The sequence below is a fragment of the Nostoc sp. FACHB-280 genome, assembly GCF_014697615.1.
Lineage (GTDB): Bacteria > Cyanobacteriota > Cyanobacteriia > Cyanobacteriales > Nostocaceae > Nostoc_B.
The window spans coordinates 41,927-57,507 of the sequence record NZ_JACJSD010000010.1; the positions used below are offsets into that span (position 1 = coordinate 41,927).

The window sequence follows — 15,581 nt, forward strand, 5'->3', positions numbered from 1 at the left end:
GTAAAAGCAAAATGACTAATGGCTAAAAACAAAAGACAAATGACAAAGGACAAATGACTCATGCCTTACATTGCTGTTCGTGGTGTTGAACATTACTACGAGTGGGTGAAACAATCATCTGCTGCTGTGAACAAACCCGTGATGGTTTTCATTCACGGTTGGGCTGGTTCAGCTAGGTATTGGAAAAGCACTGCGGCAGCTTTATCAGACCAATTTGATTGTTTACTCTATGATATGCGCGGGTTTGGGCGTTCTGGTGGGAAACCAACTCTAGTCCCAGCTAGTGAGTCTGTTGCTACTTCCCAGTCCAGTCAAGAAACATCAGCCGCAATTCAAGAGTTAACTTATGAGTTGGAAGAATACGCTGATGATTTAGCAGTGCTTTTAGATGAGTTGCATCTTGAGCGTGTTTATATCAATGCTCATTCAATGGGTGCGTCTGTGGCGACTTTGTTTTTTAACCGCTATCCCCAAAAAGTAGAGCGAGGAATTTTAACTTGTAGTGGGATTTTTGAATATGATGAAAAAGCTTTTACAGCCTTTCATAAATTTGGCGGTTATGTAGTTAAATTTCGCCCCAAATGGTTAGGTAAAATTCCATTTGTTGACCGGATGTTTATGGCGAGATTTTTACATCGTTCCATACCAAAAGCTGAACGTCAGGCTTTTCTACAAGATTTTATAGATGCAGATTATGATGCTGCTTTAGGCACAATTTTTACTTCTGTTAGTAAAGCACAATCGGAATTGATGCCGCAAGAATTTGCTAAATTAACAGTGCCAACGCTGCTAATTGCGGGTGAGTATGACCAGATTATTCCCGCCGCAATGGGAAAACAAGCCGCAGCCATGAATGACCAAGTTGAGTTTGTGTTGATTCCTGATACAGCACATTTCCCCATGTTGGAAGATGCGCCGACTTACTTACGACGGGTGCGAGAGTTTTTGCAAGTTCCTTCTATTGTATAAATGTAGAGGTTGTAACTATGGCTCAAGCCTTACCTAGAGTAGTAACATTTGCGGAATTTGCTGCGTGGCGACCCGAAGGGGGACGTTACGAATTGCATAATGGAGTGATTGTGGAAATGGCACAACCTGTTGGAGGTCATGAAGGAGTTGTGGGTTTTTTAGTTGAAGAGGTTGTGCCAGAATACAAACGGCTAAAATTACCGTACTTCTTACCAAAAACCGCGCTAGTTAAACCACCCGAAAACGAATCAGGTTACTCCCCTGATATTTTGTTATTAAATCGGAAAAATCTGGTTCACGAACCACTGTGGAAAAAAGAATCAACGGTGATGGACGGTGCATCCATACCCTTGATTATTGAGATTGTCAGCAGTAACTGGCGTGACGATTATCATAAAAAGTTTGCAGACTATGAAATCATTGGTGTACCTGAGTACTGGATTGTAGATTATGCAGCGTTAGGGGGACGAGAATTTATCGGTAATCCTAAAGAACCTACGATTTTTATCTGTGAATTGGTCGATGGAGAATACGTAAAAAGAATGTTCCGTGCCAATGATGTGATTGTCTCGCCTTCTTTCTCCAAACTTAACTTTACTGCACAACAAGTTTTTGATGCGGCTCTGACAGAGGAAGAATAATTATTAATAATTTTAAATCTGTTAGAAAATTAAACGTTCCAAAATTCTTGTGCTATTGCTTCAATTGTTCTGTCTAAACCTGGTAGATAATTCTCAATCACACTCCAAATAATATCTAAGTCTACACTCAAGTATTCATGAGTTAATCGATTTCTAAAACCAGCTATATTACTCCATTCAATTTCAGGGTAGGCGTTTTTCCAATCACTGGGTAATTTCTGTACTAATTCGCACATTACCTGAAGATTTCTTAAAACAGCATCTTGCGTTTTAATATCTTGAAAAAATACTTCTTTACCATCAACAGTATATTGCTGAATTCTGCCGATACAATCTCGAATGTGAATGAGATAAATCCGAATATCCTTCACAAGAATATAGCCTCATGCAAAACTTTATCTCGAATTAAGTAATGCAAAGATTGAGTTGTGACAACATCAACTTTACGATTTAATAGAACTTCTAAATCTTGGATTAATCCGCCAGGAAACCAAGCTGATATTTTATCTAAATCGTAATCAATTAAAAAATCAATATCACTTTCTTCTGTTTCTTCTTTTCTGGCCACGCTACCAAAAACTCGTAGGTTATAGGCTCCATGTTTAGAAGCGATGTGGAGAATTTCTTCTCGCTTTTCTTGGAGTAATTGCTTTAAACCAGTTTTCAGGTTTTCTTTCATAAACTTATGCAAAGATTTTTTGAAAGACTTACAATCGCCATAGTTTTACTTTATCAAAATAGTACTAACCATCTACCTCAAAAGGTTCACCATAGGTTTCGCTGAAACAAACTTTGTTGGTAGGAAAGCGTCCGCTGTATGGTTTGAAGGGTTCAGTTGCGTAGCCAAGAGCTAGTAAACAGCATATATCTACTTCATCTGGGATTTGAAATGCTTGTTTCACTTGAGTGCTAACAAACCCTTCCATTGGGCAGCTATCTACACCAAAGCTTTTTGCCACAATCATCATGTATGCTACTGCCAACATAGTGTGGCGGTTTGTCCAGGCTTCCATTGTGTCAAAACTGGGGTGATTCTGGAAAAATTCGGGAATGCTAGAACGCAGATAACTGGCATAACTGGGAGTCATAATGCCTTGACCATCTCCAAGATGGATGACAGAAGTGATATTTGTCATTTGTGCTGCACGTCTGTCACCACAACAAATTAAAACCACTGGTGCTTCGGCTATTTGGCGTTGGTTAAATGCACAAGCTTGCAGTGTTTCTTTGTTTTGTTGGCTTTTAACGACAATAAATCGCCAAGGTTGGAGGTTAAAGCCGGATGGTGCTTGGGCTGCTAATTCTAGTATTTCTTGTAAAATGACTTCGGGAATGCGATCACTCTTAAAGGCTCTAGCGGCTCGACGTTGCTTGATTGCTTCTATCAGGCCAATATAAGGGTGCATTTCTACAAACATAATCCTTGGATATTTGTTAGGTGTGTCTGCCTATCCCATTGTCCCCTTATCTTCTAGCATCCCTCTTCTATCTGTGGGTTTACTCAAACTACCAATTTATTTCAATGCCTCAATCCATGCTCTTTCAGAATTCCATCTATCCAAGCTAAATTCTCTGCTGACATTGGAGGTAATGGTTGTTGAGTATAGTCAATTACCAAATCATAGTTACCTTCTGCATATAGCTGATTAATTAATGTTTGTAAATCTAGTAATGGTTCTGTATCACCTTCACGTAGAGGTAAGAGAAAAGTAGGTATAGGATTTGGTAAATTAAAGGGGTATAAATCAGCTTTTGGACGCGTTGTCGCACGACTGACCAAAATTCTATAGTCAGTTTGTAAATTATTTTGGAGTGGCTGAATTGATTTACCATCCCGCAGTAAATCAATTTCTACCAAATTAGTGTAACTGCCTAAAACCTGTAATCTTTTTTTTATATAGGCATTTCTGCCTTCCCCTGAACGTTTGTTTTTTGGCGATAAGATTTCAATTGTGGTGACAACTTCTTGTGTTGTTATATCTCGCACTTCTAAGTAAGTTTCTTTGACAGTTTCTGGCATAGCGACATCAACTGTCACAGCTTCAACAGAGGGTGATTTTATAGTTAAGGTAGTCGGTTCTGCTGATGATTTTTGTGTTGTACTCTGCACTGAGACATCAGCAATTCCAACTAACAGTGAATCTTCATCAATTGTCTGATAGACTCGCTTTTCTATAGCAACTTTATATTTAGGACGCAGTTGAGGATTCAATATTCGGAAAATTGCCGCAATTAATAGATTGTGAACTTCCGACCAAAATAGTGGGTTCTCTAAATACGGGTTCATCCCTGGAAATGGTGAAGCCATTGGCACACCTCCAAATAGTTACTATTTTAATTCTTCATCAACTAATTGGTCTGAGCTATTGTGCCAAGGTTGCTGATTAACTCAAACCTAGTTCTCGTTTGAGTAAGTTAATTGAATTCAACCCAATATAATTTTCTACTTTAATTAATTTTGGTGGTCGAATAATATCTTCAGCCGCCGCTTGTACTGCTAATTGTACTGATCGAAAACTGGCAACATCACTAATAATAACTTCCGCCCGCTTGACAATTGCCTGAAGTTTATAAGCATCTTTTGGTTGTGCAGTCATCACTAGTAGTTCATCACCGCGTAAACCGTGCAGAATAACTTCAGCCGCACGGGCAATACCAGTACTCAGGCTGACGATGCCGATACAATTATCTTTGGGCAAATTTTTAACTAGATTCAGTTCTTTACTGTAGTCGTAGATATCTAAAGGAATGACTCGCACAGCTTTTGGTGCGGCAATTTGTTCAACCTCACCAATAAAATAGCGACTGGTAACAACTGTAGCCGAGTTAGTTTTATCCAACACAGCTGCTAATTCTTCCATTCTGATGAGTTGGATGGGAATTTTGAGTGATTGCTCTAATTCATATACCATCAATTCCCCAGCGCCGATATCTTGAGAAGGAACTGCAACCAGTACTTGGGCGCTACAACGCAAACGCCAATCCATTTCTGCCAAAAATAGCTCACGGGCTTGACTGAGAGAACAGCCTTGGGCAAGGAGTTGGTCAAGGGCTTGCTGTACGACTTTGTATGCTTCGGGGTGTTGTTGGAGAATTGGTGATTGTAATCTACTACCGCCCTCGTGTCCTTGAGCGCGGACATAAATTCCTGAACCTGCCAGACTTTCTACTAAGCCTTCGTCTTCTAGCTGTCGATAAACTTTACTAATAGTGTTGCGGTGTAACCCAGTTTGCATTGCTAATGCCCTGGTGCTGGGCAATTTGTACGCTGGGGGATATTGGCGAGATGCGATCGCAAACCGGATTTGATTAAATAATTGGGTAGAGGCAGGGATTTCACTGTCTGGCTGAATACGGAATTGAATCATCACCAAAACTCCTGAATCAAGTAACAATCAGCAATTAGCTAATCATGCTACTTGTAGTATTTTTTATTTGTAACACTTAAGAGGTAATATCCGATACAGGTCAAGTATAAAGCCATCTCATCTGGATTGGCGCAATTTCTACATATCTAAACCAACGACAGTTACTTCCGGTGGGTGTTCCAGGGTAAATTGATAATATATCTCCCGTCTCTCTTGAGGTAAAACGGTTAATTCCCATTCTAAAATTCCCATCTCTCCCAGAGGAATTTGTGGTTGAATGCGAGTGAGGCGAATTTTAATTTGCTCGTTGCGGCTTACAGGTAATTGTTCGGTAATTTTTAAGTTAGTTTCTTGATTGAGTAAGTTAGTAATTAATAACCGATAAGCGTAAGTAGTGCGGCGTTGATTGACAATGATTCTTTTATCAACTTGTCGCTCAACTAAGTTACGTTCAATTTTTAAATTTTCATCAATGCCTAAGTTCAAGCTAAATTCTTGTCCTGGTGCAATATTTTCTAATTGAGTTGTACCGACAAAAATACTATCTCGAAAAATGTTGGCTTTTCCTGGTAATAAAGTTGCGCCATCAGTACTGTTTTTGACATTAGCTTGTAAATAAGCAAAGCTGACTAAACGCGGCATGGCGACATAGTGAAAAACACAAGGATAATCATCATTAAAAATTGTATTTTTATGGGGCGCACCGTCACTAGGGATGTTGCTACCACCATTGAGTTTAAAAGTCACGACACTGCCTTCTTTAGCTACTGTCGCTTTGACATTTTCTGCGGTTATGAAAGCATCCTCCTCTAAATCCTCTTCTTCTGGGGAAAACATCGCTTCAGTCCCAGCAGGTGCAGCCGCTATGGTAGGTAATGATGGCCGAGGTAAGACTCGTTGCAATGAGCGTGAACGGAGGGTGTCAATGTACCAAGGTTCTAGTTTTGGTGGTAGAGTGCCTAACCCCGGTTTCGCGGTGGAGAGGGTGAGTGCTACATCTTGCCAATCTTCGCCAGTATTTTGGGTAACTTCCGCCAGATAGCTTAAATGTACCGACTGACTGGCACTATCAACCCGTAAGTCATAAAGGGGAGTCCAGGCAGCCCGATTGACAATGTAGGACACTTCTAGCTCAAATTCGCCAGCACCAGCAACTTCAACACCAACCACCAAGTTAAAACTTTCTTTGGGATGGGGTGTTTGAATGTTGTGTAATGTGGCGCGGAGTGCTTGCAGTTGCTTATCTAGTTCCTGCTGTTGACTGTGACAATCACCAGATGCGATCGCATATTCACTATACTGGCTGCCCAAAAAATTCAAAAAATCTAAGGTTTCGCTGAGACTGAGATTTTTGCGGGACAAACTTTGAGCAAATGGTTCCTCGGTTTTTTCCCGCAAACCCTCAATAAATTGAGCCTGCAAAGCTAAGGCATCAATTTGCGCCTGGAGATTGCGTTTTTCAGATTCTATTTGTTGAATTTGGCGGTTTAACTGAGCTGCTCGTTCGGCAACAGGTTCTGTAGTGTAAATGCGATCGCTACTCACTCCCAACAAGCTCACTCCTACAGTACCTGCACCGCTCACCCGCACAGAATCAGTTTCAAGAGTGACTGGCAGTGAATTAATCACCAATTCCCTTTCTACCCCTACCAAAGCAACTACACCTCGGCGTGTCACTAAGGCTTGATTACTGTAAACCGTCACGGCTACTACCTGGGTTGGGACTGTCTTTCTCAAAGAAGGAGTTTCCAGGTTTGTCACTGCCAGCTTTCCCCCATATCAAATGACTCTGCTGGTTAACTTTTTAATGGTTCAGGTACTTTCCGTCAAGCAAGTGGACGATATAGCAGTGGAAGTATGGGTTAGGAGATTTAAAAAGTACAAATGCCAAGGAAGAGTAATAATTTTACCTCCTGCCTGGTTGGTGAGCGACTTGCCTTGAGCGTTCGCGCAGCGTCTCCGTCAGGAGAAGCCGAAAGGAGTCGAATCACTGGTTAGTGAGCGAAGTCGAACCACTGGTTGGTGAGCGAAGTCGAACCACTGGTTGGTGAGCGAAGTCGAACCACTGGTTAGTGAGCGAAGTCGAACCACTGCCTTCTGCTATATCAAAACTTAATCAACCGTGCTGTAAACAGGAGCTTCAGTTTGTTCAACAAATGTTTTTGCCGCATCCAGCAAATACTCATAATAAGTCCGAGCGACAATTGACAACTGTTTCCCTGCCGGATAAACCATGTACCAAGCTCGTTTGATGGGGAAGTGCTGCACATCCAAAATACTAAACTCCGAAGCATCTGAGAGTAAAGTATGACGGGATAAAACAGAGATGCCTAAACCACCTGCGATCGCTTGTTTAATTGCTTCATTACTCCCCAATTCCAGCTTGACATTTACCTTTACCCCATGTTCTTCTAACAAAGCCTGCACAGCGCGGCGAGTTCCTGAACCGGGTTCACGCATAATAAAAGGCTCATCGTTTAACTCGTGAATTGGAATATTTTTCTCTTTTGCTAGACGATGATTTACTGGTGCAAACACCACCAGAGGATTGTCTAAAAATGGCTCACAATTCACATCCAAATGTTCTGGAACCTGACTCATAATGTACAAGTCGTCCAGATTATTCATCATCCGGTCAATAATTTTTTCGTGATTTGTGACTTGCAGGGAAATATCAATTCCTGGGTAACGCTGACAAAATGGCCCCAACAAACGCGGAATAAAATACTTGGCTGTGGTAATGACTGCTAAACGTAATTGCCCTTGCTTTAGCCCTTTTAAATCCGCCACTTTCATCTCAAACTGAGCAATAGTCTCAAAAATCTGTCGGCAAGTGGCAAACAGTTCTCTACCCGCCTCTGTCAAATACAAACGTTTCCCCACCTGCTCAAACAAAGGCAAACCTACAGATTTTGTCAATTGCTTAATTTGCATAGAGACTGTAGGTTGAGTCAGAAATAATTCTTCCGCAGCACGAGTAAAGCTACCATGCCGAGCCGCCGCTTCAAATACCTTCAACTGGTGTAGCGTCGCTTGGTTCAAGGGTGATTCTCCTCTAATAGCGATCTATAGATATAAAACTAGTATCACTAAACACCTACCAATCAAGCAGTGTTGCTCATACAAAGTTATGAGTTTTAGTATAGATAAAAATCTATTTTCGCTATTAAAAGAAAGATATTTGATTTATAGTCCGTAAAAGTTATGATCAAAACAACAAGCGAAGCGTAAGATGCCTTCCAGCCAAGATGAATGCTGAATACTGAATTCTGAGGAGAATTTTCCCACTATTCGTCACTCATGATTCAAAATTCATCATTCATCCTTCCATAATTCTTCGGTAACTTTTGCAGGCAACTTAGCCAAATCTGGCAACTGAAGTACCTCTAACTCCGCAACTTGCTCTTTAATATTCACAGGCATCTTAATTGGTTGCCGTTCTTCGATCCAACAACTTGCTACTGGTAAAGTTTGTTCCAACTCATCCAAAGGCCTCGGAATCACCATCACTGCGTTCAATTCCCCAATCCGTTCTGCCTCGTACATTCCTGCTTCCACTGCTACTGCGACATTAGCCACAGAGCCACGAATAATAGCTGTACACAAACCAGCACCAATTTTTTCATAGGCTGCTAACTGCACATCAGCCGATTTAAGCATGGCATCGCAAGCTCCTACCATCGCCGGAAACCCGCGCGTTTCCACTAATCCAATCGCTAAGTTACTCAAACGGCTGTAACTACCTTCCTCCATATATTTACTTAATCTATTTGTAATGGGCAACACTACATCTAGATTAGGAAAAGGGCGAGGAATTACCAAACTAGAAACTAGTTGACCAAACTGTTCAGCAGTCTGTACACCTGATTCTACTGCTAGGCGGACATCAGCAATACCACCCCGTACAATTGCTGTACAGTGACCACTGCCAATTTTTTCATATCCCACTAGGTGAACCCCAGCAGATTTTAACATCATATCAGCAGTGCCAACTATAGCTGGAAAGCTGAGGGTAGATACCAAACCCAAGGCAGTGTCCTTGAGGTTATCTCTATCTCGTCGACGTGATGCTGCCCGAACAGTACTAAGGGACTGTTGATTATATGTGTCCATGTGAATTCTCCAGGATACTCACAGTCTATGCTAAAGGTAAGCAAAAGGCTGAAGAATCAAGAATAAAAGATGAAAGCGGTTTTTTCATCCTTCATAATTAATACTTCATCACTTTAGGGGACAACTTACAATTAACACTTATTCAGGCGGTTCGTCAGACTTAGGATTATTCAAGGATTGCCTATGGGGAAACAATGTTGTTAACAGCCTGTGGATACTTCCTTGCCCATAAATTTGAGTGCCAAAAATATCAGAAGATTCAGAATTTTCCGCGCTCACTTCTGATGAACTAGCAGCAGTTTCATCATTCTGGTTCGGAGGTGCTTGGGCAGAGGGTGTGGGCGAAGGTTGAGGAATCGAAATCGACTGGTGCGTTAACTCCAAGAAAGCAGAAGCGGAGAGATTAGTAGAGGAGATAGACATCGGTTTTGCCTCAGTTTCTCCTAAATTAATGCCTGCTGGTGGTTGCTGTTGAGTATCAGGAACAGCAGCATCATTGATCGGTGGTGCTGGTGCTTCGGCAAGACTAATCTGACGACTAGTATCTCCTAACACTGAGCTTGGTGATATAACTGTTCCTGGTGCGACAGAACAGTTAAAAACTGTTGTGGCTGCACCAATACAAGCATTTGTACCAATTTTGCCTGTTCCCACCATCAAAAAACCGGCTCCCAGGTTAGCCCCTGCTTCTATTTCCAGGGTTCCTTCATTGACTTGGAGAATTGACCCCATACCAATACAAACACCAGGGCCAATAATGATTTTGCCGTTGGTAGCCGCTTGGAGTATGACACCAGGTGCTAACACTGCACTGGGATGAATGATCACCTCGCCACTAATATAAGGGTCAAAGTTATTGTGGAGGCGCAGTGGCGGCACAGACATGGAAAATTAAACCTCGGAAGATAGAAGTGCTGAGGAGCCAGTGCGTTGCGGAGGTTCCCTCCGTTGTAGCAACTGGCGTTGCTGAGTTCTGAGTGCTGAGTATAAATACAACATCTTCAGTTTAGAAATGAAGATGACTCGTTGACTAAACTGACTTGCCTTTTACTCAGCGAGAAGTTGGAGCGGCGGAAGCCGCCGCTCTGAACTTCGGTGACTCAGCACTTTCAACTCAGCACTACTACGGACGTTGAATAATTGTTTCTAACACACGACGTTTAGCTTTGGGGTCAATGCCAATCAAGCGCAGGTATTCACCTTCATATTCAGACAGGTATGCTTCTAAAGCTGCGATCGCATCTCTTTCCGATCTAGCCTCAATTTGCCCACAGCTAGACCAAGAACCAGTCCGAAAACGTCTTTGGTCTACGTGTTCCGCACTAATTTTGTAACCGCCAGCCAGCAATTGCCGTAACTGGTCTACAACTTCTGCACTCAAACGGTTGCTGCCTACAGGCGCTGTGGCTGTTGCAGTAGCCGAGCCATAACTGCTGGTAGCAGCGTAAGATTTTTGACCATTAGAGGGCGCAACTGGGCCATTCGGTCTTTGAATAATACTTTCTAATATCCGGCGTTTAGCTTTCGGGTCAATACCAATCAAGCGGACATACTCGCCTTGATGATTGCCAATACATTCTTCTAGAGCCGCTACAACTTGGTCGGTTGAAGTAGCTTCTATCGGCTTACAACTAGCCCAAGAGCCAGTCCGAAAACGACGCTCATCTACGTGTTCCGTACCAATTTTGTACCCACCAGCCAACAGTTTGCGGATTTGGTCTACAGTTTCCGCACTAATGGAACCAATTCCAGCACTGCTACCATTACCATTACCGTTGTAGCCAGCACTACCTGTACTTGCCGGAGCTTTAAAGCTAGTAGTTGTTGGTTGGACTGAACCATCTGGGCGTTGAATAATTGTTTCTAACACCCGACGCTTACCTTTGGGGTCAATCCCAAATAAACGCACGTACTCACCACTATGGTCGGCCAAACAGCCTTCTAATGCTGATAAGGCTTCATTCAATGATCTGGGTTCAATTGGCTGGCAGCTAGTCCAACAACCTGTACGGAACCGTCTTTGGTCTACATGTTCTGTACCAATTTTGTAACCTTGCTCCAGTAGATAGCGTACTTGATCGACTGTTTCTGCACCCAAGCTATTGCTTGCCACTTCACTACTCCTTTCCAACTCTAAGACAGTTAAACCATTACTACTTGTATAAGATTTAGCTAATTCATCCCGGATGGGTGCAATACATTTGTTATCAGCAGCACAAAGATAACCAGCACGCAGTGCCTGATTAATTCCCACAACATGATGAGCAAATTGCTGGTCTTGGTTCTGCACATCTGGCAGACGGTCAGCTTGCTGCTGGCTGGTAATTATCGCTCCCGACGGTACATATTTACCTGGGGGAATTTCTACATCTTGTATTAAAGCGTGCATCATCACGATGCAACCTGCGCCCACTCTGGCATTAAATACTGTGGAGCGAAAGCCAATAAAGCAACTATCCCCTACATAAGCTGGGCCATGAATCAGAGCCATGTGGGTAATGGAGGCATTCTTACCAATCCACACCGAGTATTCATTGCCATCATCACCAATGACTCGGCCTTGCTCCAACCCATGAATCACTACACCATCTTGGATATTGGTATTTTCACCGATGTAAAAAGGTGTACCTTCATCCGCCCTAATCGAAGTCCCTGGAGCGACGATTACATTTGCACCTATCTGCACATCTCCAATCACGTTGGAGAAGGAGTGGACAAATGAGGTTTTGTGGATTTCTGGCTCAGCTAAACTTCTTGACCACGGGGTTGGGGGTGCCGCCGTGCTGCTGACTGCCATTGCGAGATTCCTCCTGAATTAAGCTTTTGTCTTTTAGTCTTTGGTCATTTGTCCTTTGTCTTTTGTTCTGTGTCTCAAACCAATGACTAATGACTAATGACTAATGACTATCTATATTGGTCTTTTTTACTGTAAATAAGGCGATCTTGAACATGAATAGTATCAATTATCGCCACCACTGCTGCATCCAAAGGGCGTTGTTCGTTGCCAAGAATTTGACGAGCGGCACTGCCACGACTGACTAGCACCCACTCATCTACTCCTGCTCCTACGGTATCCGCTGCTACCTCGTATTTTGGTAAGGTATTTCCTTCTTCATCCACTAATTGCAACATCAGTAGTTTGACACCTCTAAGACTTGGATCTTTTTGAGTGCTAACTACTGTGCCACGTACTTTGGCAATTTGCATTATATGTTATGGTCTTCTACCGCCGAAAGGCCGAATTGCGTTAACATTTTCCCGGAATTGTTCTACGTCTTCTGTATAACGAATTGGCAGGACGTATTCTAAGTTTTCATGGGGACGAGCAATGATGTGTGTCGATAGCACTTGTCCGCCATTAACTCGCTTCACTGATTCCACACCTGCTGCAACTGAGGCTTGCACTTCCGAAACATCACCCCGCACAATTACTGTTACCCGACCACTACCGATTTTTTCGTAACCTACCAAAGTTACACGGGCAGCTTTCACCATCGCGTCAGCAGCTTCTACTACTGCTGGAAAGCCAAGGGTTTCTACCATTCCCACTGCAATTGACATTAGTTTTAATCCCTATTTACATTTTCTCAAACAAACAAAAGCGTAGCTCAAGCAAGCAACCCCGTTAGTCACTTTGTATTATCAACTGTTAAGTGCGAAACTGTTCCACTGCTTCTGTGTAACGAATCGGCAAAACATATTCCAAGTTTTCGTGGGGACGAGCAATGATGTGAGTGGAAACCACTTCACCACCATTCACTCTTCTGGCCGCTTCAATTCCAGCTGCAACTGACGCTTGCACTTCCGAAACATCACCCCGCACAATTACGGTGACACGGGCGCTACCAATTTTTTCGTAACCGACCAAAGTCACACGGGCAGCTTTTACCATCGCATCAGCAGCTTCTACTACTGCTGGAAAGCCCTTTGTCTCAATCATTCCAACTGCAATTGGCATCGCAGAAACTCCTAAAAATTTAATCCAATCAGTACTGTGGTTTGAAAATTTTGACGGGGAAGCTCATCTTGAGCTAAAAGACACTTCCAAAATAAGCATAGGAAAGCTTGGCTCCCCTGGCAATATAAATTAGTATAATAGTTTATAATAAAAAAGTTTTAAAAAACTTAATTCTTTGTCATACGGTGTTTCTGCTCTGTTTAAGTCCACTGATTCCAAGAGCAGGCGCTTATGCTTTATAATTTTTTTATTACATATCCAAATCGCTGTTCATAGCCAAGACTAATCGTCTCTGGTGAGGAAGGTAAAACTACTGCATCTTTTACAGTTTCTATCTTTCCTCTGTTTTGTGGTATGTCAATAGGAATATCTAAAAAGCATATAACTTTTTTAAATATATCTGATAAATATCTCTGCTAAACATCAGAAATAGAAATTTACAAATGAGTATAGTTCAAATGAAAGGTGGAGAATTTGAATATGTAAATCGATTATGTTAGCTGACATCTAGGCATTAATTTTGCAATCCTAAAAACTATTACACATTTTTTAGAAACCAAATTTAACATAGATTTTCATCCAAAAAACTAAGTCAAAGATGATGTTTCAAAAGGTAAAAAAATTCAGGCAGAGTTGTAAAGGTAAACAAATTAAATGAATCAGTTTCTATTTTCAACAAGTTGGTGTGTGCCTTTGTATAGCTTGATAGGCGCACTTTTAACTTTGCCCTGGGCGATGGGAATTATTAGGAAGACAGGCCCTAGACCAGCGGCTTATATCAACTTGTTGACTACTGTTTTGGGTTTTGCCCATAGCTTGTTTGTCTTTAAAGATGTTTGGGACAGAGAACCAGAGAATTTACTAGTTAGTTGGTTTCAAGCGGCGGATTTAAACTTATCCTTTGCATTAGAACTCTCGCCCGTGAGTGTTGGGGCAACAGTTTTAATCACAGGCTTGAGTTTGTTGGCACAAATTTACGCTTTGGGCTATCTAGAGAAGGATTGGTCTCTAGCACGTTTTTTTGGGCTACTGGGTTTTTTTGAAGCAGCATTAAGTGGTTTAGCCATTAGTGACTCTTTATTTCTCAGTTATGCTTTGCTAGAAGTTCTGACGCTATCTACATACCTGCTGGTGGGTTTTTGGTATGCACAACCTTTGGTGGTGACAGCGGCGCGGGATGCTTTCTTAACAAAGCGGGTGGGAGACTTGTTGTTGCTAATGTCTGTGGTAACGCTTTCGAGTTGGGCTGGCAGTTTGAATTTTTCTGATTTGTATGAATGGACACAAACAGCAGAATTAAGCCCTGTAGCTGCCACATTACTAGGTTTAGGATTAATTGCTGGGCCTGCGGGTAAATGCGCTCAGTTTCCCTTGCATTTGTGGTTAGATGAAGCAATGGAAGGGCCAAACCCTGCTTCGGTAATGCGAAATTCGCTGGTGGTCGCGGGTGGTGCTTATGTACTGTACAAATTGCAACCCATTTTGGCTTTATCCCCAGTAGCCTTGAATGCGCTGATCATTATGGGTTCAGTGACGGCAGTAGGGGCGACTTTAGTATCACTGGCGCAAATTGATATTAAGCGATCGCTCTCCCATTCCACTAGTGCATACATGGGACTGGTGTTTTTGGCGGTAGGAATGCAGCAAGGAGGCGTGGCCTTGATGTTGCTGCTGACTCATGCGATCGCCAAAGCATTATTATTTATGAGTTCTGGTTCGGTGATTTATACCACCAGTACCCAAGATTTAACCGAGATGGGCGGTTTATGGTCGCGGATGCCAGCTACCACTACCGCCTTTGTCGTGGGTGCGGCTGGTATGATTACACTATTACCACTGGGCAGCTTTTGGGCAATGTTGTCGTGGGCTGATGGTTTGGTGGCTATTAGCCCTTGGGTAATTGCCGTTTTAGTCATCGTGAATGGTTTAACAGCCTTAAACTTAACGCGAGTATTTCGCTTAATCTTTTGGGGTCAACCACAGCAAAAAACTCGCCGTACGCCCGAAGTCGGCTGGCAGATGGCATTGCCAATGGTAACGCTGACCATCATGACCTTACTACTGCCCCTGATGCTTCAGCAATGGTACTTGCTGCCCAGCCGAGAAAGTATCAACTGGTACGTAGTCTCTACCTTGCTGGTTTCGACTGTAGTTGGAGTAGGTATTGGCTCAACAATGTACCTACATAAAGCTTGGTCAAGATCCAGAATTTTGGTATGGCGATTCTTACAAGACTTGTTGGGTTACGATTTTTACATAGATCGAATCTATCGGGTGACAGTAGTAGGAGCAGTAGCCTTACTGTCTAAGATATCCGCTTGGAGCGATCGCTATCTTGTTGATGGCTTAGTAAACTTTGTGGGGATTTTCACTATTTTTGGTGGGCAAAGTTTAAGGTACAGCATTTCTGGCCAATCCCAAGGCTATATGTTGACTATCCTTGTAGTTATCAGCATTTTGGGTTTCTTCATCAGTTGGTCTTTAGGATTGCTGAACAACTTGCATTTTTAAAAGTGCTGAGTGCTGGACACT

Annotated in this window: 16 protein-coding genes; 3 read left to right on the top strand and 13 right to left on the bottom strand. The window is 42.4% G+C overall.

Going from position 1 to position 15,581, the window contains the following annotated elements:
* The first annotated feature begins 60 nt into the window (after positions 1–60).
* A complete protein-coding gene (locus tag H6G75_RS09640) occupies positions 61–969 on the top strand; it encodes an alpha/beta fold hydrolase (protein ID WP_190979722.1) in 909 nt (302 codons plus the stop codon).
* Positions 970–986: 17 nt separating this feature from the next.
* Entirely contained in the window at positions 987–1,610 is a 624-nt protein-coding gene (locus H6G75_RS09645; protein ID WP_190979723.1) for a Uma2 family endonuclease, read from the top strand.
* A 29-nt stretch (positions 1,611–1,639) separates the two neighbouring features.
* Here H6G75_RS09645 and H6G75_RS09650 read toward each other — a convergent pair whose 3' ends face one another.
* The 13 genes from H6G75_RS09650 to H6G75_RS09710 form a co-directional block, all read right to left on the bottom strand.
* A complete protein-coding gene (locus tag H6G75_RS09650; protein ID WP_190979724.1) occupies positions 1,640–1,981 on the bottom strand; it encodes a HepT-like ribonuclease domain-containing protein in 342 nt (113 codons plus the stop codon).
* On the bottom strand, positions 1,978–2,289 hold the full coding sequence (locus tag H6G75_RS09655) for a nucleotidyltransferase family protein (protein WP_190979725.1): 312 nt from the start codon (positions 2,287–2,289) through the stop codon (positions 1,978–1,980). The genes H6G75_RS09650 and H6G75_RS09655 overlap by 4 nt, the downstream gene beginning before the upstream one ends.
* 64 nt (positions 2,290–2,353) lie before the next feature.
* A complete protein-coding gene (locus tag H6G75_RS09660; RefSeq protein WP_190979726.1) occupies positions 2,354–3,028 on the bottom strand; it encodes a nitroreductase family protein in 675 nt (224 codons plus the stop codon).
* A 101-nt stretch (positions 3,029–3,129) separates the two neighbouring features.
* On the bottom strand, positions 3,130–3,918 hold the full coding sequence (locus H6G75_RS09665; protein ID WP_190979727.1) for a DUF4058 family protein: 789 nt from the start codon (positions 3,916–3,918) through the stop codon (positions 3,130–3,132).
* A gap of 76 nt (positions 3,919–3,994) precedes the next feature.
* Positions 3,995–4,978, bottom strand: a complete 984-nt coding sequence (locus H6G75_RS09670) for a GntR family transcriptional regulator (RefSeq protein WP_190979728.1) — start codon at positions 4,976–4,978, stop codon at positions 3,995–3,997.
* 138 nt (positions 4,979–5,116) lie between these two features.
* A complete protein-coding gene (locus tag H6G75_RS09675; RefSeq protein ID WP_190979729.1) occupies positions 5,117–6,739 on the bottom strand; it encodes a mucoidy inhibitor MuiA family protein in 1,623 nt (540 codons plus the stop codon).
* A gap of 351 nt (positions 6,740–7,090) precedes the next feature.
* Positions 7,091–8,020, bottom strand: coding sequence for a LysR family transcriptional regulator (locus H6G75_RS09680; protein ID WP_190979730.1), 930 nt, complete (start codon positions 8,018–8,020; stop codon positions 7,091–7,093).
* Positions 8,021–8,293: 273 nt separating this feature from the next.
* Positions 8,294–9,091: a BMC domain-containing protein gene (locus tag H6G75_RS09685; protein ID WP_190979731.1), complete on the bottom strand. Its 798-nt coding sequence runs from the start codon at positions 9,089–9,091 to the stop codon at positions 8,294–8,296.
* Positions 9,092–9,229: 138 nt separating this feature from the next.
* Entirely contained in the window at positions 9,230–9,976 is a 747-nt protein-coding gene (locus H6G75_RS09690) for a transferase (RefSeq protein WP_190979732.1), read from the bottom strand.
* A 238-nt stretch (positions 9,977–10,214) separates the two neighbouring features.
* A complete protein-coding gene (locus H6G75_RS09695) occupies positions 10,215–11,888 on the bottom strand; it encodes a ribulose bisphosphate carboxylase small subunit (protein WP_190979733.1) in 1,674 nt (557 codons plus the stop codon).
* Positions 11,889–11,995: 107 nt separating this feature from the next.
* Positions 11,996–12,298 (bottom strand): EutN/CcmL family microcompartment protein, encoded by a 303-nt coding sequence (locus tag H6G75_RS09700; protein WP_062293088.1) that lies wholly within the window; start codon positions 12,296–12,298, stop codon positions 11,996–11,998.
* Between the two features lie 6 nt (positions 12,299–12,304).
* Complete coding sequence (locus H6G75_RS09705) at positions 12,305–12,652, bottom strand: carbon dioxide-concentrating mechanism protein CcmK (RefSeq protein WP_015111750.1); 348 nt, start codon at positions 12,650–12,652, stop codon at positions 12,305–12,307.
* 88 nt (positions 12,653–12,740) lie between these two features.
* Positions 12,741–13,049 (bottom strand): carbon dioxide-concentrating mechanism protein CcmK, encoded by a 309-nt coding sequence (locus H6G75_RS09710; RefSeq protein ID WP_010995042.1) that lies wholly within the window; start codon positions 13,047–13,049, stop codon positions 12,741–12,743.
* Between the two features lie 654 nt (positions 13,050–13,703).
* Between H6G75_RS09710 and H6G75_RS09715 the strand changes: the two genes are divergently transcribed.
* A complete protein-coding gene (locus tag H6G75_RS09715) occupies positions 13,704–15,560 on the top strand; it encodes an NAD(P)H-quinone oxidoreductase subunit F (protein ID WP_190979734.1) in 1,857 nt (618 codons plus the stop codon).
* The last annotated feature ends 21 nt before the right edge of the window (positions 15,561–15,581 follow it).